20 protein-coding genes are annotated in these 18667 nt (G+C 41.1%); 4 read left to right on the top strand and 16 right to left on the bottom strand.

Translation table 11 applies throughout. From position 1 onward, the window contains the following. Positions 1 to 50: 50 nt before the first annotated feature. The 7 genes from purB to cspD form a co-directional block, all read right to left on the bottom strand. Positions 51 to 1436: an adenylosuccinate lyase gene (purB, locus tag AC0L6H_RS17540; protein ID WP_473394573.1), complete on the bottom strand. Its 1386-nt coding sequence runs from the start codon at positions 1434 to 1436 to the stop codon at positions 51 to 53. Positions 1437 to 1525: 89 nt separating this feature from the next. Then, positions 1526 to 2149, bottom strand: a complete 624-nt coding sequence (hflD, locus tag AC0L6H_RS17535; protein WP_473390500.1) for a high frequency lysogenization protein HflD — start codon at positions 2147 to 2149, stop codon at positions 1526 to 1528. A gap of 6 nt (positions 2150 to 2155) precedes the next feature. Further along, the gene (gene mnmA, locus AC0L6H_RS17530; RefSeq protein ID WP_473390499.1) at positions 2156 to 3316 is read right to left on the bottom strand and encodes a tRNA 2-thiouridine(34) synthase MnmA; all 1161 of its coding nucleotides are present in this window, start codon (positions 3314 to 3316) and stop codon (positions 2156 to 2158) included. A gap of 327 nt (positions 3317 to 3643) precedes the next feature. Continuing rightward, a complete protein-coding gene (locus AC0L6H_RS17525; RefSeq protein ID WP_236986535.1) occupies positions 3644 to 3850 on the bottom strand; it encodes a cold-shock protein in 207 nt (68 codons plus the stop codon). A 121-nt stretch (positions 3851 to 3971) separates the two neighbouring features. After that, positions 3972 to 4292: a hypothetical protein gene (locus tag AC0L6H_RS17520; RefSeq protein ID WP_473390497.1), complete on the bottom strand. Its 321-nt coding sequence runs from the start codon at positions 4290 to 4292 to the stop codon at positions 3972 to 3974. A gap of 177 nt (positions 4293 to 4469) precedes the next feature. After that, positions 4470 to 5108, bottom strand: coding sequence for a pseudouridine synthase (locus AC0L6H_RS17515; protein ID WP_473390496.1), 639 nt, complete (start codon positions 5106 to 5108; stop codon positions 4470 to 4472). Positions 5109 to 5263: 155 nt separating this feature from the next. Beyond that, positions 5264 to 5488, bottom strand: a complete 225-nt coding sequence (cspD, locus tag AC0L6H_RS17510; RefSeq protein WP_473390494.1) for a cold shock domain-containing protein CspD — start codon at positions 5486 to 5488, stop codon at positions 5264 to 5266. A gap of 242 nt (positions 5489 to 5730) precedes the next feature. On the opposite strand from cspD, the gene clpS reads away from it, so the two are divergent. Further along, the gene (gene clpS, locus AC0L6H_RS17505) at positions 5731 to 6051 is read left to right on the top strand and encodes an ATP-dependent Clp protease adapter ClpS (protein WP_473390493.1); all 321 of its coding nucleotides are present in this window, start codon (positions 5731 to 5733) and stop codon (positions 6049 to 6051) included. 8 nt (positions 6052 to 6059) lie between these two features. After that, on the top strand, positions 6060 to 8336 hold the full coding sequence (clpA, locus tag AC0L6H_RS17500) for an ATP-dependent Clp protease ATP-binding subunit ClpA (protein ID WP_473390492.1): 2277 nt from the start codon (positions 6060 to 6062) through the stop codon (positions 8334 to 8336). A 137-nt stretch (positions 8337 to 8473) separates the two neighbouring features. Here clpA and infA read toward each other — a convergent pair whose 3' ends face one another. The 5 genes from infA to trxB all read right to left on the bottom strand — a co-directional run bounded on the left by infA (position 8474) and on the right by trxB (position 11449). Next, a complete protein-coding gene (gene infA, locus AC0L6H_RS17495) occupies positions 8474 to 8692 on the bottom strand; it encodes a translation initiation factor IF-1 (RefSeq protein WP_006003271.1) in 219 nt (72 codons plus the stop codon). Positions 8693 to 8950: 258 nt separating this feature from the next. Then, complete coding sequence (locus tag AC0L6H_RS17490) at positions 8951 to 9685, bottom strand: arginyltransferase (protein WP_473394572.1); 735 nt, start codon at positions 9683 to 9685, stop codon at positions 8951 to 8953. A gap of 42 nt (positions 9686 to 9727) precedes the next feature. Next, entirely contained in the window at positions 9728 to 10162 is a 435-nt protein-coding gene (locus AC0L6H_RS17485; RefSeq protein ID WP_473390490.1) for a leucyl/phenylalanyl-tRNA--protein transferase, read from the bottom strand. After that, on the bottom strand, positions 10077 to 10466 hold the full coding sequence (locus AC0L6H_RS17480) for a leucyl/phenylalanyl-tRNA--protein transferase (protein WP_473390489.1): 390 nt from the start codon (positions 10464 to 10466) through the stop codon (positions 10077 to 10079). The genes AC0L6H_RS17485 and AC0L6H_RS17480 overlap by 86 nt, the downstream gene beginning before the upstream one ends. 26 nt (positions 10467 to 10492) lie before the next feature. Next, positions 10493 to 11449 carry a thioredoxin-disulfide reductase gene (gene trxB / locus AC0L6H_RS17475; protein WP_473390487.1) on the bottom strand — a complete coding sequence of 319 codons (957 nt, stop codon included), beginning with the start codon at positions 11447 to 11449 and terminating at the stop codon, positions 10493 to 10495. A 300-nt stretch (positions 11450 to 11749) separates the two neighbouring features. Here trxB and yfbV point away from each other — a divergent pair, with 300 nt between their 5' ends. Then, positions 11750 to 12193 carry a terminus macrodomain insulation protein YfbV gene (gene yfbV / locus AC0L6H_RS17470; RefSeq protein WP_473390486.1) on the top strand — a complete coding sequence of 148 codons (444 nt, stop codon included), beginning with the start codon at positions 11750 to 11752 and terminating at the stop codon, positions 12191 to 12193. 28 nt (positions 12194 to 12221) lie between these two features. On the opposite strand, the gene AC0L6H_RS17465 is transcribed toward yfbV, so the two are convergent. Then, a complete protein-coding gene (locus AC0L6H_RS17465; protein ID WP_473390485.1) occupies positions 12222 to 12734 on the bottom strand; it encodes a SprT family zinc-dependent metalloprotease in 513 nt (170 codons plus the stop codon). A 77-nt stretch (positions 12735 to 12811) separates the two neighbouring features. Continuing rightward, on the bottom strand, positions 12812 to 14680 hold the full coding sequence (gene sppA / locus AC0L6H_RS17460; protein ID WP_473390484.1) for a signal peptide peptidase SppA: 1869 nt from the start codon (positions 14678 to 14680) through the stop codon (positions 12812 to 12814). Between the two features lie 558 nt (positions 14681 to 15238). Here sppA and AC0L6H_RS17455 point away from each other — a divergent pair. Next, positions 15239 to 15790 carry an NAD(P)H nitroreductase gene (locus AC0L6H_RS17455; RefSeq protein WP_473390482.1) on the top strand — a complete coding sequence of 184 codons (552 nt, stop codon included), beginning with the start codon at positions 15239 to 15241 and terminating at the stop codon, positions 15788 to 15790. A 59-nt stretch (positions 15791 to 15849) separates the two neighbouring features. Here the strand turns inward: AC0L6H_RS17455 and AC0L6H_RS17450 are convergent, their stop codons facing one another. Further along, complete coding sequence (locus tag AC0L6H_RS17450; protein ID WP_473390481.1) at positions 15850 to 17034, bottom strand: saccharopine dehydrogenase family protein; 1185 nt, start codon at positions 17032 to 17034, stop codon at positions 15850 to 15852. Between the two features lie 150 nt (positions 17035 to 17184). After that, the gene (pyk, locus tag AC0L6H_RS17445; protein WP_473390480.1) at positions 17185 to 18621 is read right to left on the bottom strand and encodes a pyruvate kinase; all 1437 of its coding nucleotides are present in this window, start codon (positions 18619 to 18621) and stop codon (positions 17185 to 17187) included. Positions 18622 to 18667: the final 46 nt, after the last annotated feature.

The raw sequence follows: 18667 nt of genomic DNA, 5'->3' as shown, positions 1-18667 counted from the left end.
CGTGCTAAAAATGCTTATTTTGCACAACTGAACTTTAGGACCGTTTTCCCTTAGTTCGCGTCTAGTGCAAGTAGTTCATCTACTAGTTTTATCGCATCACCAATATAGTTCTCAGGTGTCATTAATTTTAGTGATTGCTTAACCTCTTCAGGTAAGGCTAAGCCGTCGATGAACTCTGACATAACTTGTGCATTTACTTTTTTACCACGCGTGAGTTCTTTGAGTTTTTCATAAGGCTTTTCGATGCCGTAGCGACGCATAACGGTTTGAATAGGCTCTGCTAACAGTTCCCAGTTATTGTCTAATTCTTCGCGCAGACTCGCTTCGTTAACTTGCAGTTTGCTTATTCCTTTTAGCGTTGCTTGATAGGCGATGAGCGCGTAACCAAAACCCACGCCCAAATTGCGTAATACAGTTGAATCAGTTAAGTCTCGTTGCCATCTGCTAACAGGAAGTTTTGCCGCCAAATGTGAGAATATGGCATTGGCTATGCCTAAGTTGCCTTCAGAGTTTTCAAAGTCGATAGGGTTTACTTTGTGCGGCATTGTTGATGAGCCAATTTCACCGGCTATTGTGCGTTGCTTGAAATGCCCAAGGGCTATGTAACCCCATATATCGCGGTCAAAATCAATGATGATAGTGTTAAACCTAGCGACCGCATCATAGAGTTCCGCGATATAGTCATGGGGCTCAATTTGTGTCGTAAAGGCGTTATGGCTTAGGCCCAGTGAGGTGACAAATTGCGCTGACAGGGCGTGCCAGTCAGTATTGGGGTAGGCACTTAAATGTGCATTATAGTTGCCCACCGCGCCATTGAGTTTGCCTAACATAGGAACTGCGAGTATCTGTGCATACTGACGTTCAAGACGAACAGCGACATTTGCCATTTCTTTACCCATGGTCGTTGGTGAAGCTGGTTGTCCATGTGTTCGAGCCATCATTGGAATACTACGGTATTCCTTGGCTAGTTTTTTCAATCCATCAATTAATTGGCGACAATAGGGTAAAACTACGTCGTGTAAACCGCCTTTTAGCATTAAAGCATGAGACAGGTTATTTATATCTTCAGAGGTACAGGCAAAGTGAATAAATTCGTTTATCTGTTGTAGTTCTGCAAGTGCACTTACTTTCTCTTTTAAAAAGTATTCGACCGCTTTGACGTCATGATTAGTTGTGCTTTCAATGTCTTTTATCTGCTGGGCATCTGCTTCACAAAAGTGCTCAACGATATCATTGAGTAATTTGTTTGCCTCTTCTGAAAGTGCAGGCACTTCGGTAATTTCGTTACAATCAGCGAGGGTTTGTAACCAACGAACCTCAACTAATACGCGATGTTTAATCAATCCGTATTCGCTAAAATAGGGTCTAAGAGCTTCGCTTTTGTTGCCGTAGCGGCCGTCAACGGGTGAAAGGGCAGAGAGTGCAGATAAGTCCATCATGTTACCTATTAAATTAAATGTTTGTGTTAATACTTGAAGTATTGCGTGATGAACATCATCGTCTCCAAGCTTTAAATCTGAGTGTATTACATTGCTCTTAGCGCACTTTTGGCACTATTTATTAGGGCTTTTCTATTGAATAATATTTGCCGACGTTTACCTCCTAACTGTCGCCACAGAACAGCTGATCTTACACCGGCTAATAGAAGTGCCCTAATTTTGTGTTGGTTGCTTTCTATACTCAAATTCTGAGGATTTCCAGCTACTTGTATTTTGGGTGCAAGCGGGCTCACAATGTCGGTATAAATCGACGCTAAGTTAGTGGTTATTTGAGCGTTTTCGAATGCTAAGTGAGCGACTTGGCGTTGTACGTGAGATATACGCTCGCCGAGTTCATTTAAGGCTTTAGGATGGCGGCTTAATTTGCGCTCTAGACTCAATATAGAGGCAATATAGCGGGTTAACTCGGCGTCTTTTAATTTGTTGTCTGAGTCGATTTGACTGACTAAGGTTGTAAAGCCCACTTTTAAATTTTGCAGTGAACCATATACCTGCTGGGTATTGTCAGGGGACGTAACGAGTATACTCGATAAACTTGCTTCTACGGCTGTAGCGTCGGCTTCACCCTTACGAGCGATACTTTGTACTAAAGTAGCGCTCTGACAAACGCCAGCCAAGGCTAAATGCTGTTCTAAATATTGTGTAGTCATAATTGCTTAGGCGCGCTTAAGTTGTTCTTGGTTTTTCTCGTCTGTTTTAATATAGCCGTCAATAATACCGCCACCTAAACACACATCGTTTGCGTAAAATACCGCTGATTGGCCAGGAGTCACCGCTTTTTGTGGAGTCATAAACATGACTTTTGCGGTGCCATCGCCATTGGGAATAAATTCACATGGAATATCTTTTTGTCTATATCGGGTCTTCACCGTCAACTTGGTTCTTTTGCTGGGCCCAACTCGGTCAACAAAGTGTAATTGAGTAGCAATTAGTCCAATCGAGTATAGGCTAGCATTATCGCTTCCTTGAGCGACTATCAATACGTTTCGTGCAATGTCCTTTTCAACCACATACCAAGGTTCTTCACCGTATTCTTTCTTGCCGCCTATCAACAAACCTTTGCGCTGACCTAAAGTATGGTACATGAGCCCATTGTGTTTTCCTATCTCATCGCCATCAATCGTTTCAATGATGCCCGGTGTCGCAGGTAAGTATTGTGACAAAAAATCGCTAAATTTACGTTCGCCAATAAAACAAATGCCTGTACTGTCTTTTTTATTATGCGTAAGCAAACCATATTCTTTGGCTATTTCGCGAACCTCTGGCTTGGGTAAGTGACCAATTGGAAAGAGTGTTTTTGCGATATGTTCGTGGCTTAAAGTATATAAAAAATAACTCTGATCTTTGTTGTCATCAGCGCCTCGGATCATTTGCCATTTCTGGTTGACAAGTCTCCGCTGAGTATAATGACCTGTCGCTATATAATCAGCGCCTAAATCTTCAGCTGCAAATTCCAAGAAGGCTTTAAACTTTATTTCTTTGTTACACATAATATCAGGATTAGGTGTTCTACCAGCCTTATATTCTTCTAAGAAATATTCAAAAACGCGGTCCCAATATTCAGCAGCAAAGTTGATTTTATGTAAATAAATACCTAGTTTATCAGCGACCGCTTGCGCGTCAGCTAAATCTTCGGCGGCTGCACAATATTCGTCATTGTCATCTTCTTCCCAGTTTTTCATGAATAAGCCCTCAACCTCGAAACCTTGCTGCTGCAAGAGTAAGGCTGAAACAGAAGAGTCTACACCACCAGACATACCAACAATGACTTTGGTTTCCTTGGGTGATTTTGCTAAATGAGAAACGATGTTTTGCATAGTTTAGTTTACGAACTCGACATAAAATTTATCGGATAGGTTAGTCTTGATTTTTCATCACATGAATATCCAACAGAGTATATCAAAACTCCTTTCTTTAGTCATACATGGATGCACTTATTTGGGTGTCAATTTTAGTCGCATAAATTAACGAAATAGGGGATTTTTCTGATTGATGGGGGTTGTTTATTTTTCTACGCTTGTTTTTGATTAACAAAAGGCGTTTAGGATGTGTTGAATTTTAAGGGAGGTGCTGATTAAGGTTGAGAGGGTATATACGACAGCCAAAGGCGCTGAGCCTTTAGCTGTCGAAGCAGAACCTAGTATTTACACAGGAACAACTTTATTTGCACAAGGACCTTTTTGGCCTTGGCCTACTTCAAATTCAACCGCTTGGCCGTCATTCAATGTAGCATATCCACCACCAGCTTGAATTTCTGAATGATGAACAAACAGATCTTTACTACCGTCTTCTGGTGTAATAAATCCGAAACCTTTATCTGCATTGAACCACTTAACTGTACCTTTACTCATAACACTCTCTTCATATTTGGTGAAAAAATATAATTCCGATTTGCTATCACCATTACAAACCGGACATTTGATCTTATTGGCTACTTAAAAAAGCAACTTTTGTCTAGTATAGAACTAATTACTAGAATTTGCTGTGTTTCTTTTTCAAATTACTCACTTTTCTCGCTACTTTAAGTAAATCAGGCGAAATATCATCGGCGCCATCCTTAATTAATTTACTCACATCGCCTGATGAAAACAAAGTGCCTCGTTCAGACTTTATGTCAAGTGACCTAACGAAATCTTTTGTTTTACCGGTACTGCAAGTATCGATATATTTAAAAATAATCTGTTCGTTAATGCTTTTAGGTGCTTGTTTTAACACACTAATTGTATGTTCAATGGACGCAAGTTCAGATTCCAATGAGGCAATTAATTCAGCAATGTTAGCATAAGGTTTCATCAATCTGGCTTACTCAGAATCGGCATTAACTATCTGGTCTACTTTATTATGGCGTCGAGTCTACAGGAGAAATCACCTGCTGTTAACTTAAATCAAATAATAATCGTATTAAAAATCAAAAAGATACATTGAATTAGGTATTCGCCTACAAAACACCCATAAAATGACGCGTAAATGTCATTTAAGTGTCACGAAACTTCCATTATCGATACCATCAATAGTCCAACTTCCAACTCTATACCGAATTAAGCGGAGAGTGGGATGGCCAATGTGCGCCGTCATTCGCCTTACTTGTCTGTTTCTACCTTCTTCTATCGTAATGCTTAGCCAAGTAGTGGGAATGTGTTTACGTTCTCGAATTGGTGGTGTGCGGGGCCACACATTTGGTGGCGCCATTTTAGCGACTTTGGCAGGAGCACTGAAGCCGTCTTTTAGCTCAACGCCTTTTGCCAGTGCGTCGAGTGCTTTTTGATCAGGGCTACCTTCAACCTGCACCCAATACGTTTTGCTTGTTTTGTGCTTGGGCGAAGTAATTTTGCTTGCTAGCGCACCATCATTAGTTAATACCAATAAGCCTTCGCTGTCATAATCAAGCCGCCCTGCGGCATAAACATTGGCTACATTGATATAATCTTTTAGTGTGCTTCTGTTGTTCTCGTCAGTAAATTGGCATAAAACATTGAAAGGCTTGTTGAATAATATAATTTTTTTTGACTCTGATGCTCGTTTACGACGTTTATTCACGTGTGATTGTGTTAGCTTAGCGCTTATTTTAGATGGCGAGGCTTTATTTGCGTTGTTAGATTTATTGTTCATTAGTATTAAATTAGCATGATTTAGTTAGATTTGGACTTGTTACGCTTGGTCTACACGCTAGTTGGTAAAAATCGATGGCACAAAAAAAGCAGATCTAAATCTGCTTTTTTTGTTTGCAACGCTATTTAACATGGTAGCGAGATACAACGAGGGGCTTATCTTTCTGGCTCTTCATTGTCAGGCAAGCCAATGTTCTCAGCATGTAGACCTTTAGGTCCTTGCTGTACTTCATAGGTCACTTCTTGGCCGGCTTTAAGGGACCGATACCCATCCATCTGAATGGTTGAATAATGTGCAAAGATGTCGTCCCCGCCATCTTCAGGTACGATAAAACCGAACCCTTTTGCATTATTAAACCACTTTACTTTACCAACTGCCATTGTACTACTTCCTATATCCTTGAATTCTTGACTATTAGTCTCCATTAATCATTCAACATGGGGTAAGATGATCTCTGGAATCAAAAGTGGTATGCAGCTAAATTACCACTCACGGTGTAGAGTAGTAAGGAAAACCGGATTTTGTCAAGTTAATATCGGTTTTATCGACGAATAAAACAAATAAATCCAAATATTTAACTAAAATGGTGGTCTTATGCCACACTTTTCAATTATAAGTAATTATGAGTAAAGATATTATAAATATAGAGCGAGAGAAACAGCTCGAGATTCAACGAAAGAAAACATCGCCTCCGCCGATGTATAAAGTAATGCTTAATAATGATGACTATACGCCGATGGATTTTGTGGTCGAAGTGCTCACTACGTTTTTTTCGATGGACTTAGAAAAGGCGAATCAAACAATGTTAACCGTGCATTATCACGGAAAAGCAGTTTGTGGCATATATACTGCAGAGATTGCAGAAACAAAAGTCATGCAAGTGAATCAATATGCTCGTAAACATCAACATCCATTGATGTGTACGATGGAACCAGCGCAATAGGGGTAGATATGTTAAATAAAGATTTAGAACAAACGCTCAACGAAGCCTTTGTTTTTGCGCGTCAGCAACGTCATGAGTTTATGACGGTCGAACATCTATTGTTGATGTTACTCGACAATCCAGCTGCCAGTGAGGCCTTGAAAGCCTGTGGTGCTAAAATAGACTTGTTGCGCAATGAACTAACCGATTTCGTCAATGAAACAACACCGTTATTAGGTGAAGGTGATACACCAGACCGTGAAACCCAACCAACATTGGGCTTTCAGCGCGTATTGCAGCGTGCTGTATTTCATGTCCAGTCTTCAGGAAAAGGGGAAGTCACAGGCGCCAATGTGCTTGTTGCTATTTTTAGTGAACAAGAGTCTCAAGCCGTTTACATCTTGAAAAAAGCTGATGTTACGCGCTTAGATGTTGTGAATTATATTTCTCATGGGGTTAGTAAAAACCCTGATGAAGACACGCCATCTGAAGACATAAACGAAGAAGGCGTAGGCGGCGAAAGCGAAGAGAATCAATCGATGTTGGCGAAGTATGCCAGCAATCTAAATATTGCCGCTCAAGAAGGCAAGATCGATCCTCTTATTGGTCGTGACTCTGAAGTTGAACGCAGTATTCAAATTTTATGTAGGCGGCGCAAGAACAATCCTTTATTGGTAGGTGAGGCTGGGGTTGGTAAAACCGCCATTGCCGAAGGTTTGGCCTTTAGAATAGTAAATAAAGACGTCCCAGATGTTATTTGTGACAGCACTATTTATTCTTTGGACTTAGGTGGCTTACTTGCTGGTACGAAATATCGCGGTGACTTTGAAAAACGCCTAAAAGGTATTTTGAAAGAACTTAGCAAGGATCACAATGCGATTTTGTTTATAGACGAAATACATACCATTATAGGCGCTGGAGCGGCATCAGGCGGAGTCATGGATGCCTCGAACTTACTTAAACCTAAATTAAGTAGTGGCGAGCTGCGTTGCATGGGCTCAACCACCTATAAAGAGTATCAAGGTATATTTGAAAAAGATCGCGCACTTGCTCGTCGCTTCCAAAAAATTGACGTAGTGGAGCCTAGCGTGAGTGATACGACTAAAATATTGATGGGTTTGAAATCCAGATATGAAGAGCACCATAGCGTCAAATTCACTCAAAAAGCGTTACAGGCGGCGGCTGAGCTGTCTGCTAAATACATTAATGAACGTCAATTGCCAGACAAGGCTATCGATGTCATTGATGAAGCAGGGGCAAGCCAACGTTTGTTACCCGCGTCAAAGCGCAAAAAGACGATTAACGTATCTGACATTGAGATGATTATCTCGAAAATTGCCAGAATCCCAGAGAAGTCGGTTTCTGCTTCTGATAAAGATGTACTGAAAAACCTCAGTCGCAACTTGAAATTGGTGGTATTTGGTCAGGACGAAGCGATAGAGCAAATGTCGTCAGCAATTCAATTGTCGCGTTCAGGCTTAGGCAATGAAACTAAACCCATCGGAAACTTCTTGTTTGCAGGCCCAACGGGCGTGGGTAAAACCGAAGTAACCCAGCAGCTCGCAAAAATAATGGGTGTAGACTTGGTTCGTTTTGATATGTCTGAATATATGGAGCGCCACGCAGTCAGTCGTCTAATTGGTGCACCACCAGGATATGTCGGTTATGACCAAGGTGGACTACTGACAGATGCGGTGATAAAAAACCCTTATTGTGTAGTGCTATTAGATGAGATGGAAAAAGCGCATAGTGATATCTATAACATCTTACTACAAGTGATGGATCACGGTACGTTAACCGACAATAACGGTCGCAAGGTTGACTTTAGAAATGTTGTTTTAGTAATGACAACAAACGCCGGTGTACAAGCCACTGTGCGCAACTCCATCGGCTTTAAGCAACAAGACAATAGCCACGATGCGATGTCAGAAATCAACAAGACTTTCTCTCCCGAGTTTAGAAACCGCTTAGATAGTATTGTTTGGTTTAACCACTTAAGTGAAGAAGTCATTATGCAAGTAGTCGATAAATTTATCATCGAATTACAAGCACAACTTGATGCCAAAGGTGTTTCTTTAGAAGTGACGCAAAAAGCACGTGAGTACATGGCTGAGAAGGGCTATGACAAATCAATGGGAGCTAGGCCTATGGCTCGTCTAATTCAAGAAGAATTAAAACGTGAATTGGCCTCTGAATTACTCTTTGGTACGCTGGCAAATGGTGGTGAAGTTAAAGTAGGAATTAAGAATAAAAAACTTACTTTTACTTACAAGACAATTGAGAAAACCAAAAGCGAAGAGGTTTAATAAAAGTAAAACGCAAAAAAAACGCTGTCGATAAGGCAGCGTTTTTTTTTGAATTTATTTAATACCAGCAAACGGCGTTATCTTTAGGCATTGTTTGCAAAAAGGGGGTTCGCCTTGCAGCACTTTTCGCCTAATATTTAGCGCGCACGATAAATAATGCGGCCTTTACTGAGGTCGTAAGGTGTCATTTCTACGGTAACTTTATCGCCAGTCAATATGCGAATATAGTTTTTGCGCATTTTTCCGGATATATGTGCGGTAACAACATGACCATTTTCTAATTCAACGCGAAACATGGTGTTAGGAAGTGTGTCCTGCACAGTACCTTCCATTTCAATACAATCTTCTTTTGCCATCTAAGTGGGTAACCTCGGTTTATAATATAATATTTACTTTTGTAGATTTAAGCGCATGATTGAGTGAACACGCTACTGATTACCGTGCTACTAGGGCGTTTTTATTGACTAAAAATTTTGCTAAAACACAGGCGCTTAAATAATAACGCGCGAACCATACGCGAATTTGCTGCGATAGTAAAGTTTTTCCTGTGTTAATTGTCGTTAATTCTTGATGTGCTAGCCACTGAAATTAGTGGCTTGTGATCTTCATTTACTTTATTTACACGCGATTTGTCGGCGGTACAAGACCCATTTGTTTTGCTGGAAACGTTCATGGGGGTAAAATTTGTTCTTGTAGTTCATTTTCGTGCATTCATCTATTTGATAGCCTAGATATAAATGATCTAATTGCATCTGTTGACACATTTTAATTTGTTGCAAAATGAAATAGGTGCCAAGAGAATGTTTGTGTAAATCGGGATCAAAAAATGTATACAAGGCTGACAAGCCTGCATGCACTTTATCGGTAACTGCAACGCCTACTAGGCGTCCATCAATTCTTCCTTCAATGAACATTGGCGATTGCCAATGGCAATGAATAAAACTTCTATATTGGTCATAGCTAGGGGGATACATCGATCCGTCGCGGTGTGCAACGCTTATGTATTTTTCATACAATGGGTAATAATCATCACGCTCTCCCTCTAATACTTTAATGCTGATGTTAGCGTTTTTTGCCAATACTCGTTTTTGGCTGCGACTCGGAACAAATTCTGCGCTTAGCACTCTTAGCGACTGACAAGCAGAACAAGATTTGCAATGTGGGCGATAGAGCTGCTCACCACTACGTCTAAATCCAGCTTTTATTAATAAGGGATAGTGGGTAGCTAAGGTATCTACCTCTTCCATGCACACGAGCAATTGTTCCTCTCGGTTTGCTAGGTAACTGCATGGAAAGGCTTGAGTAACGCCAAACTTCAAAACACAAAACCTAGTCTGATGCGATTGGATAAAATAGTCGGCTGAGTATCAATGACTATAGACATGATTTTCTCACAAGAGTTTGAGTGTTTGTGGCTGCCAACAATCGACTCGCGTTGGATGTTGTTGCAGTATATGCATAAAGTCGTCGCGCTCAATAGCAATGCAACCTAAGCTTTGCAAATGCGGGTTGACCAATTGACAATCAATTATTGACATGTTGTGTTTGACCATATGTTGCGATAGTGCTAAAAAAGCACTTTTACTGGCATCGCTTTGTAAGTGAAACATGGATTCGCCACAAAAAATGCCGTTGACTACAACGCCATACAAACCGCCGACTAATTCACCTTGTTGGTTCGTGATTTCTACAGAGTGCGCATAACCTTGTTTGTGCAGGTTTTTATACGCGCTTATCATTTCATTGGTGATCCATGTTTGATCTCTCTGTATCTGAATCTTCGTCTTGCTTTGCGTTTTTTTTGTGCTCTCGTTTAACTGATGCACATTTTTCAATAACGTTGTTGAATGATTTATTGAGGCTGGCCGTATAACCATACTTGCGAATGCTTTTTCTTAGGCTTTTATTTGCTTTAAACGCTTGGGCATAAATAATGGCACGAGGAGAGGGCGACCACCATAAAATTGGTTCCTCATTATTGTACCAAGGAAAGATCCCTTGTTTATATGCGGCTACAAGTCTTTCTGTCGATAAATCTCCACCAAAAGCAAGTAAGCCGTTGGGATCATCAAGGGCGAAATCTACTGAAGGAAAGGAAAGTGTTTGATTAAGTTTAAATAACTCAAGCATACACGTTTCCTTTGATAGATTGAGCGCTATTTCTCAAGGGCGTCGAGATATTTTTCAGCATCAAGAGCCGCCATACACCCGGTGCCGGCTGATGTAATGGCTTGACGATATACATGATCGCTAACATCTCCAGCTGCAAACACACCGGGTACGCTAGTTTGTGTCGCGTTTCCATGCAAACCACTGTTTACAACAATATAGCCGTCTTTCATCTCAAGCTCACCTTCAAAAATGCCAGTGTTTGGTGAATGACCAATCGCAATAAAACAGCCCATCGCTTCAATATCAGTGATTTCATTGCTTTGCGTGTCTTTGACTCTAACACCGGTAACGCCTGCGTCGTCTCCAACAACCTCTTCTAAGGTTTTATTAAGATGCAAAACCACGTTACCATTTTTTGCTTTATCTAATAAACGAGAAGCCAATATTTTTTCGCTTCGGAAGGTGTCGCGTCTATGAATGACATGCACTTCAGATGCAATATTCGACAAATATAAAGCCTCTTCAACAGCAGTATTACCACCGCCAACAACGACGACTTTTTGATTGCGGTAAAAGAAGCCATCACAGGTTGCACAAGCGCTTACGCCACGGCCCATAAAGGCTTCTTCACTCGCTAAGCCTAAATATTTGGCTGATGCGCCCGTACATATGATCAGAGCATCACAGGTATACTCGCCATTTTCGGAAATAAGTCGATAAGGTTTTTGGCTGAAATCGGTTTTGATTATGTGATCGAAAATGATTTCGGTATCAAATTTTTCAGCATGTTGTTGCATGCGCACCATTAAGTCAGGACCGGTTAGATCATTGGCGTCACCAGGCCAGTTTTCAACTTCCGTTGTTGTTGTAAGTTGCCCACCTTGTTGACTACCTGTTAGCAAGACTGGTTTAAGGTTAGCGCGTGCAGCATAAACTGCTGCTGTATAGCCCGCTGGACCTGAGCCCAAAATTAGTAAAGGCACGTGTCGTGTATTGGCCATTCATTTCTCCAAGTTAAAGCTTTGCGTTTATCTACTACTAAACTCGTTTAGTCGTGTCGTGTTTTCTGGTTTTAGTCCTTGAGGATATGAGGACTAAGCGCCTTATTTCAATGCGCTATACTACAAATAATTCTACTATACAAAACGCAAGGTTTGTGCATTAATTCTCATTGCGTTGTGGCCCTTGTGTACCTTAAAAAATACATAAATATGAGGACAAGGCAGTTTCAAATACCCTAAAATCAAGATATTGTGCTATTCTTAATCGTGTAAATTTTTATTATTTTTGAATACATACCAATGAACCAAATTGTTAGTTACTTTAAATCAGGCCAAGAATACATGAGGATCTGGCCAATGCAAAAGCAATTATATGCATTGTTTCCCGAATGTAGGATAATTGCTGCTACTAAGTTTGGTATGAAAGTCATGCCAGGTATCGCCGTTTTCGTGGTCGCAATACAGCTGCATTATTTGGGTTTTGAAGCATTAGCACAGTCCATCACAATGGGGATTTTCTTTTTAAGTATGCCAATCCAAGGTTTGTTGTGGCTAGGGCATAGAAGTCAGCAAGAATTGCCAATACATATTAGTACTTGGTACAAAGAGATTTACGCCAAAATGCAAGTTCAAGGCTGCCAACTGCAACGCCCAAGCGCAAAGCCCAATTTCAAGGAACTTGCTGTATTATTGCGAACCGCCTTTAAAGAATTAGACAAGGCCTTTACCAATAATCTTTTTTAAAACCTCTTGCATACTCGCATTAGCATTGTTATAGCGTAATCTCCTGAAGCTCCTGCTTACATTTTTTACAAATATAAGATTGCTTTTTGTTAGTGATCCTATTGTGCCTGATCATAGAAAGCGCAACCCGTTGACAGCGACACTGATACATAACACTACGCATTTTTACGTGGCTAACATCAAGAGTGTGGGTAACCTTGGGCGGCAAGTTAAACACTTCACACATCATTTTTTTCCACTCTAGACCATGCGGTTTTACGCGACGTCCATATAATTGATACACCAATATGTGTGCGAGTTCATGCGCAATTACATGACTTAAAAAATACGCTTTATTTTTTTCAAAAAGGGTCGGATTAAGTTTAATCACGTTTTGATTAATTAGCGCACTTCCGGCTGCTTTGCCGCGTTGTTTAAAGCTAAGTTCTGGTTGTTTGAACAATGCGTTAAATTCGCTGAGTATTGGGTTTTCTAGTGCATTTTTATAGAGGCTATTAAGGCGTTCTTGTGCCTGGTTTTGCAAGCTATCACTGAGTGTCATGTCGTTCATAAACTAAAAAAAGAGCCTACCTAAAGTAGACTCTTTGCAGGGGAAATTCAATCTAATTGTTCGCTAACTTAGTCGACCAAGGTACATTCTATACAAAGTACATAGGCTGCCATCGGGTCATTCAATTGGGTAAGAAACTTAGTTTGCGCATCTACTTTTTCAGCTAATTTAAGTAAAGGACTTGGTTCGTATTTTATGTTCAAGCCTGACATTAGTGAACTTGCGTTATTAAGTAAATTAGCCCACATTTGTTCGTCCTCGCTCAACTGACGTTCGATATAAATCTTTTTATAATCGTCTAGTTTCGCCATATTAGCCGCATAGGTCACCGCTTCTTCTAAACCGCCAAGTTCGTCTACTAGCCCTAGCTCTAATGCTTGAGTGCCTACCCATACACGTCCTTGGGCTACGTTATCGACTTCTTCAAGCGTCATGCCGCGCTCTTCTGCGACTAGTGATATAAAACGCTTATAGCCGCGTTCTATGTTCAGTTGTAATAATGATTTATAACCTTCTGAAAGGGGGCGCTCTACAGAAATACCGTCTAATTCTGTTGTTGCTACGCCATCACTATTTACGCCTAAATAATTAAACGAGTTTTCGAAGGTCGCTAGCATACCAAAAATACCTATTGAACCGGTAATGGTACTTGGTTCAGCAAATATTCTATCAGCGCTGACTGAAATCCAATAGCCACCTGAGGCAGCAACACTGCTCATTGAGGCAATCACAGGCTTACCAGCGGCTTTTAACAGTTCAACTTCTTGGCGAATGACTTCTGAAGCAAAGGCACTACCACCACCTGAGTCGACTTGTAAAACTACAGCTTTTACATTGTCGTCAAAACGCGCTTTTCTTAGTAGTTTTGCAGTACTGTCGCCACCGATTGCGCCTGGGTCTTGCTCGCCATCTAAAATATTACCCTTAGCAACTACAACCGCTACTTTATTCCCGCCTGTGCTTGGAAGAGGGAAGCTAGGCTTGAGCATTTTCGAATAGGCTTGATAGCTAATTTGATTGAAACTCTCGTCTTCTTCATCAGCTCCGATTAAATCAATCATTTCGCTTCTAAATTGCGCGCGTGTGCGTAAACCGTCAACCCAATTATTAGATAAAGCGTATTGGGCGAAGTCACCTTCAACAGCTTCAAATTTACTGAGTAGATCAGCAAAGGTTTCGTCAAAGTTTGCTTCATCAAAACCGCGATAACCGGCAACGTCTTCTTTAAACATACTCCATAATTCGTTTAACCATGCTTCGTTAGCGAGTTTGGCTTCAGGCGACATATCGTTGCGAAGGTAGGGTTCTACTGCCGATTTGAACTTGCCAACTTTAAACACGTGAGTCGACACTTTTAATTTTTCTAGAGCTTGTGCGAAATAAGTACCGTAGCGAGTATAACCTTCCATAAGCAACGCGCCCATAGGGTGTATGTAGACGTTATCAGCATGGCTAGCAAGGTAATATTGTGCGCGTCCAAAGTAATCACCCACCGCATAAATGGGTTTTCCTGACTCTTTAAAGCTTGCTAAGGCTTCTCCAACTTCTTTCAGTTTGTCCATGCCACCGCCACCAAAACGGTCTAATTGCAGAACGATGGCTTTAATGCGATTGTCTTGTGCAGCGTTGTCAATGGCGTTTGTGAGCTCTCTGACCAATATTTCAGGATTTTCTTGGCCTTGACCGAAGGCTTGAGAAAGAAAAGCTTCAGCGGGGTCTACCCACGTTTTTTGAATTACCAAGTTACCCGTTAGGTTTAACACTAGTGCGCTACTGTTATTTATTTTGGGGGCATGAGATCCAGAGTTTGAGATCCCAATAACAACTGCAATGATAATAATTAAAAATAAAATATTCAGTACCAAACGGCGACCGAAGTTAAGCCCATTCCAAATTCCGACAAATAACGATTTGGTGAAACTACTTTTTCCTGACATTAATATAAACCTTTTGATTATTTCTATATCCCAGTCTACTAAAAAGCGATGTAAGATACACAGTGTTAAATTGTAATAAGTTGTTACTATTTGTATTGCTTATTTGCCATTTTCATTGCCTTTACACTACAGAATTTGAGTAAACGCTGACAATATTATCGTGGCCTTGAGCCTATCGTTTATTTTTATTATCGCTAAGCCATGCATTTATCACTGTTGCCATGGCTTTATGATCGCCGTTTGCAAACACAACTAACAGGGCCGATTTTTGGTGAGAGTACTTTACCTTGTTCTGCTGTTTGTGAAATATATTGTGTAAGCTACTCGCCATCGCTTTTAGATTCCTGATACTATTATATTTATAAGTATCGGCAGTTTGTACGCGTTCTTTTACATTAATTAACAGCGTTTAAAATAAGCTTGCGTGATAAGCGTTCAATAATTATCTACTAACACGAATCACCATAAGCAATTGAAGCAAACTATGCAAACTATGCGAACTATGCAAGCTATACTTGCGTACACAAATCATAGCGTTAATACATAAAAGGATAATACATGCAGGCACTAGAATTATTGCTTAATCGACGTTCACAACCAAGACTTCAAGCTCCTGCCCCAAGTGGTAAGGCATTAGATAATATCATTCAGGCAGCCTTGTGTGCGCCAGACCATAAATGTCTTGCACCGTGGCGCTTTATTGTTTGTACCGATGACGGCTTGAGTAAACTCGGGGATATATTTGAACGAGCCGCTATCAACAAGGGCAGTGAACAAACAACGATTGAGCGCGCTCCTCAATTACCTCTGCGTGCCCCAATGGTTATTGTCGCCATATGTGACTATACAGAAGACGAAAAAGTCCCCAGAGTCGAACAAATAGCGTCTACGGCATGTGCTGTCCATGCTATGCAAATGGCGGCATTAGCACAAGGATTTCAAGGTATTTGGCGAACAGGATGGTATGCGCAAAATGATGATGTAAAGCGCGCATTAGAGTGTAAAGATGAAGATGAGATTTTGGGGTTTTTGTACCTAGGAACAACACCTTTAAAATTGATGCCTCGCCAAGCTCGCGACAGTAGCGAGTTTGTCGACTATTGGAAGTAAGGCAAGCGTGAGCGCAATAGTCAGCAAAGGCTTGCAGATACAAGCCTTTGCTATTTTACCTACGATTCTAGGTTAAACACTAAGCCTGCATTTTTCTCAAGCCTTTGGATTAGTGCATTACCTAGCGCAGGCGCACTGGTGTAAAAACCTCCCGTTAAGCTACTTTTATGCTGGCTAAGCGCGATTGCGCTTTCGCTTATCATTTTTGAGGTTGAACCATATCCTGGATCTAAATAAGCGGCTACGCTTGCACTATAAGTCTCACCGTTTTCATGTGTGCCAATAAACAATAGGTCATAAAATCCATTTTCACGCTCTTCTTTACTCGGGCCTTCACCGGGTTTTGGACCACCGTCGCCGCCCAATGATTTATCGTTGGCTACGTGATTTGCAATCGCTTCTCCTTTCTCTCCGGGGCCGGTTAGCATCATTTCGTCGTACTTAAAGTCTTTACCGTAAGCATAGTTAAGCAAGTAGTTAGAACGGTGCACGTTTTTAGTATTAATGGCGGCCATAACAAAGGGCGCTGCCCATGATTGCAATGCTTCGTCAAAGTAGGGTTTATCACCTCTAGGTTGTTCGCATAACACCTCAGATGTAGCCAGGGAATATGGATTAATAAGCGCTTGTAGTACACTTTTGTCTTGCTTTGCGGCCTTCATTGTCTCTTTTAAGCTTGCTGCTGTGCCACCTGAAAAAGTGCCTTGCATTTTTCTAACACGTCCTTTCACATAGTTCAGCGGGCTACCAGCAACGCGTTTAACATGTTCTTGCAAATGGAAAACGCCAAGGTCAAAGGGAATAGAGTCAAAACCACAGGAGAATATAATCACCGCGCCGGTTTGTGCTGCCCTGTCTTTATACTTAGCAATCATTTGGTGCATCCAAGCAGGCTCTCCGCATAAATCTACGTAGCCAGTACCGGCTTCAACACAGGCTTTTAAGAGCTTTTCACCATAAATTTGATATGGGCCGACAGTTGTCAAAACGACTTTACATTGCGTAACTAATGATTGCATGCTTGTTTCATCATCGCTATCAGCCACAATGAGGTCGATATCGTTTGATATGTTCATTTCGTTACGAACCTGCTCAAGCTTGGTCTGATTGCGTCCAGCCATCGCCCAGGAAATTTTTTGCTGGTGGTCAGCGCCATAGTTGTTATCTAAATATTCAGCAACAAGTCTGCCTGTAAAGCCGGTACTGCCAAACACAATTAGATCATATTTTGCATGTGTATTCATCGTATTACCTCTATCTAAAATAGGTGTGAATTATTAGTAAGATATACGAAAAAGGAGGGAAAAAGATAATTATTTTGTTTAATACATGCCCATCAATTATTGATAGGCATGTATTTAGGAGGGTATATTAATGCAAGAAATCTAGTAATCTTAAGACACCGTTACGACTTTACATACATTTGTCGCGCCAACTGTTTCCATTTGATCGCCATAAGTTAAAATGAATTTGTCGCCAACGTTTAACATTTTATTGTCTCTTAATACATCAACAACTTCTTTGGTTAAAAATCCAGGTAAGCAATCAGTAGAATCAAAATAAACGGGCTTAACACCACGATATAAGGCCATTATATTAAGCGTATGTGCATGTCTAGACATCGCTATTATGGGCAAGCCTGTAGTAATTCTGGACATTAGTCTGGGTGTTGTGCCGCTCTCAGTTAAGCCTACGATTGCTTTGATGCTCGGTAAGTGATTTGCTGCATATACTGCTGACAACGCAATTGTTTCACTAACATCATTAAAATGTTCGTCAATTCTGTGTTTTGACACTTTAACACTAGTATGCGTTTCAGCACCTTCGCACACGCGCGCCATGGCCTCAACCGTTTCTACCGGGAACTTACCTGCCGCCGTTTCAGCTGATAGCATTACCGCATCAGTGCCATCTAGTACAGCATTTGCTACATCCATGACTTCAGCCCTTGTTGGCATTGGACTTTCTATCATTGATTCCATCATTTGTGTGGCGGTAATAACCACTTTATTTAGTTGGCGAGAACGAGCAATAAGTTTTTTCTGAACCCCGACAAGCTCGGCATCGCCAATTTCCACACCAAGATCACCGCGCGCTACCATTACAGCATCAGAGGCACTTATGATGTCATCAATAGCGGCGTCAGAAGCGACGGTTTCAGCACGTTCAACTTTTGCACATATTTTGGCATAACAACCAGCTGCCTCAGCGAGACTGCGGGCATAATCTAAATCCGCACCTGAACGAGGGAATGAGATCGCTAAATAATCTACATCCATTTTGGCTGCGGTTTTAATATCTTCTTTATCTTTTTCTGTTAAGGCTTCTGCTGATAAGCCACCACCTAATCTGTTAATACCTTTATTATTTGATAATTTGCCAGCAACAGTAACAACAGTATGTACTTTGCGTCCTTCTACACGGCTTACTTTTAGTTGGATGCGCCCATCATCAAGTAACAAGATATCGTCTGTGCGTACATCGTCGGGTAAGGCTTTATAATCGATACCAACAGATTTTTCGTCACCGTCAAACTTTCCTAATTCGGCATCTAGTATGAAGTCTTGGCCCATCTTCAAAATTACCGAATCATTAACGAAACGTGAAACGCGAATTTTAGGGCCTTGCAAGTCACCTAGTATGCCAACATAAACGCCCAGTTTCTTGGCTACGTTGCGAACTCGCTGTGCACGTTCAATGTGGTCTTCTGCACTGCCATGGGAAAAATTCATACGCACTACGTTTGCACCAGCTTTGACGATGGCTTCTATCATTTCAGTGGTGTCGGTTGCCGGCCCTAGAGTAGCCAATATTTTCGTTCTTCGAGACATCGTTTTTTCTCTCTTATGGTTTAAATTTAGTATTTAGGTTTGCGCG

This window comes from Glaciecola sp. G7-5, assembly GCF_055808975.1.
This window is presented reverse-complemented; position numbering and strand designations above follow the sequence as displayed.

What these genes read in the sequence shown, in the direction of transcription:
- purB (WP_473394573.1), bottom strand. Translation starts at nt 1,436, where the DNA reads ATGGACTTATCTGCACTCTCTGCCCTTTCACCCGTTGACGGCCGCTAC.
- hflD (WP_473390500.1), bottom strand. Translation starts at nt 2,149, where the DNA reads ATGACTACACAATATTTAGAACAGCATTTAGCCTTGGCTGGCGTTTGT.
- mnmA (WP_473390499.1), bottom strand. Translation starts at nt 3,316, where the DNA reads ATGCAAAACATCGTTTCTCATTTAGCAAAATCACCCAAGGAAACCAAA.
- AC0L6H_RS17525 (WP_236986535.1), bottom strand. Translation starts at nt 3,850, where the DNA reads ATGAGTAAAGGTACAGTTAAGTGGTTCAATGCAGATAAAGGTTTCGGA.
- AC0L6H_RS17520 (WP_473390497.1), bottom strand. Translation starts at nt 4,292, where the DNA reads ATGAAACCTTATGCTAACATTGCTGAATTAATTGCCTCATTGGAATCT.
- AC0L6H_RS17515 (WP_473390496.1), bottom strand. Translation starts at nt 5,108, where the DNA reads ATGAACAATAAATCTAACAACGCAAATAAAGCCTCGCCATCTAAAATA.
- cspD (WP_473390494.1), bottom strand. Translation starts at nt 5,488, where the DNA reads ATGGCAGTTGGTAAAGTAAAGTGGTTTAATAATGCAAAAGGGTTCGGT.
- clpS (WP_473390493.1), top strand. Translation starts at nt 5,731, where the DNA reads ATGAGTAAAGATATTATAAATATAGAGCGAGAGAAACAGCTCGAGATT.
- clpA (WP_473390492.1), top strand. Translation starts at nt 6,060, where the DNA reads ATGTTAAATAAAGATTTAGAACAAACGCTCAACGAAGCCTTTGTTTTT.
- infA (WP_006003271.1), bottom strand. Translation starts at nt 8,692, where the DNA reads ATGGCAAAAGAAGATTGTATTGAAATGGAAGGTACTGTGCAGGACACA.
- AC0L6H_RS17480 (WP_473390489.1), bottom strand. Translation starts at nt 10,466, where the DNA reads ATGCTTGAGTTATTTAAACTTAATCAAACACTTTCCTTTCCTTCAGTA.
- trxB (WP_473390487.1), bottom strand. Translation starts at nt 11,449, where the DNA reads ATGGCCAATACACGACACGTGCCTTTACTAATTTTGGGCTCAGGTCCA.
- yfbV (WP_473390486.1), top strand. Translation starts at nt 11,750, where the DNA reads ATGAACCAAATTGTTAGTTACTTTAAATCAGGCCAAGAATACATGAGG.
- AC0L6H_RS17465 (WP_473390485.1), bottom strand. Translation starts at nt 12,734, where the DNA reads ATGACACTCAGTGATAGCTTGCAAAACCAGGCACAAGAACGCCTTAAT.
- sppA (WP_473390484.1), bottom strand. Translation starts at nt 14,680, where the DNA reads ATGTCAGGAAAAAGTAGTTTCACCAAATCGTTATTTGTCGGAATTTGG.
- AC0L6H_RS17455 (WP_473390482.1), top strand. Translation starts at nt 15,239, where the DNA reads ATGCAGGCACTAGAATTATTGCTTAATCGACGTTCACAACCAAGACTT.
- AC0L6H_RS17450 (WP_473390481.1), bottom strand. Translation starts at nt 17,034, where the DNA reads ATGAATACACATGCAAAATATGATCTAATTGTGTTTGGCAGTACCGGC.
- pyk (WP_473390480.1), bottom strand. Translation starts at nt 18,621, where the DNA reads ATGTCTCGAAGAACGAAAATATTGGCTACTCTAGGGCCGGCAACCGAC.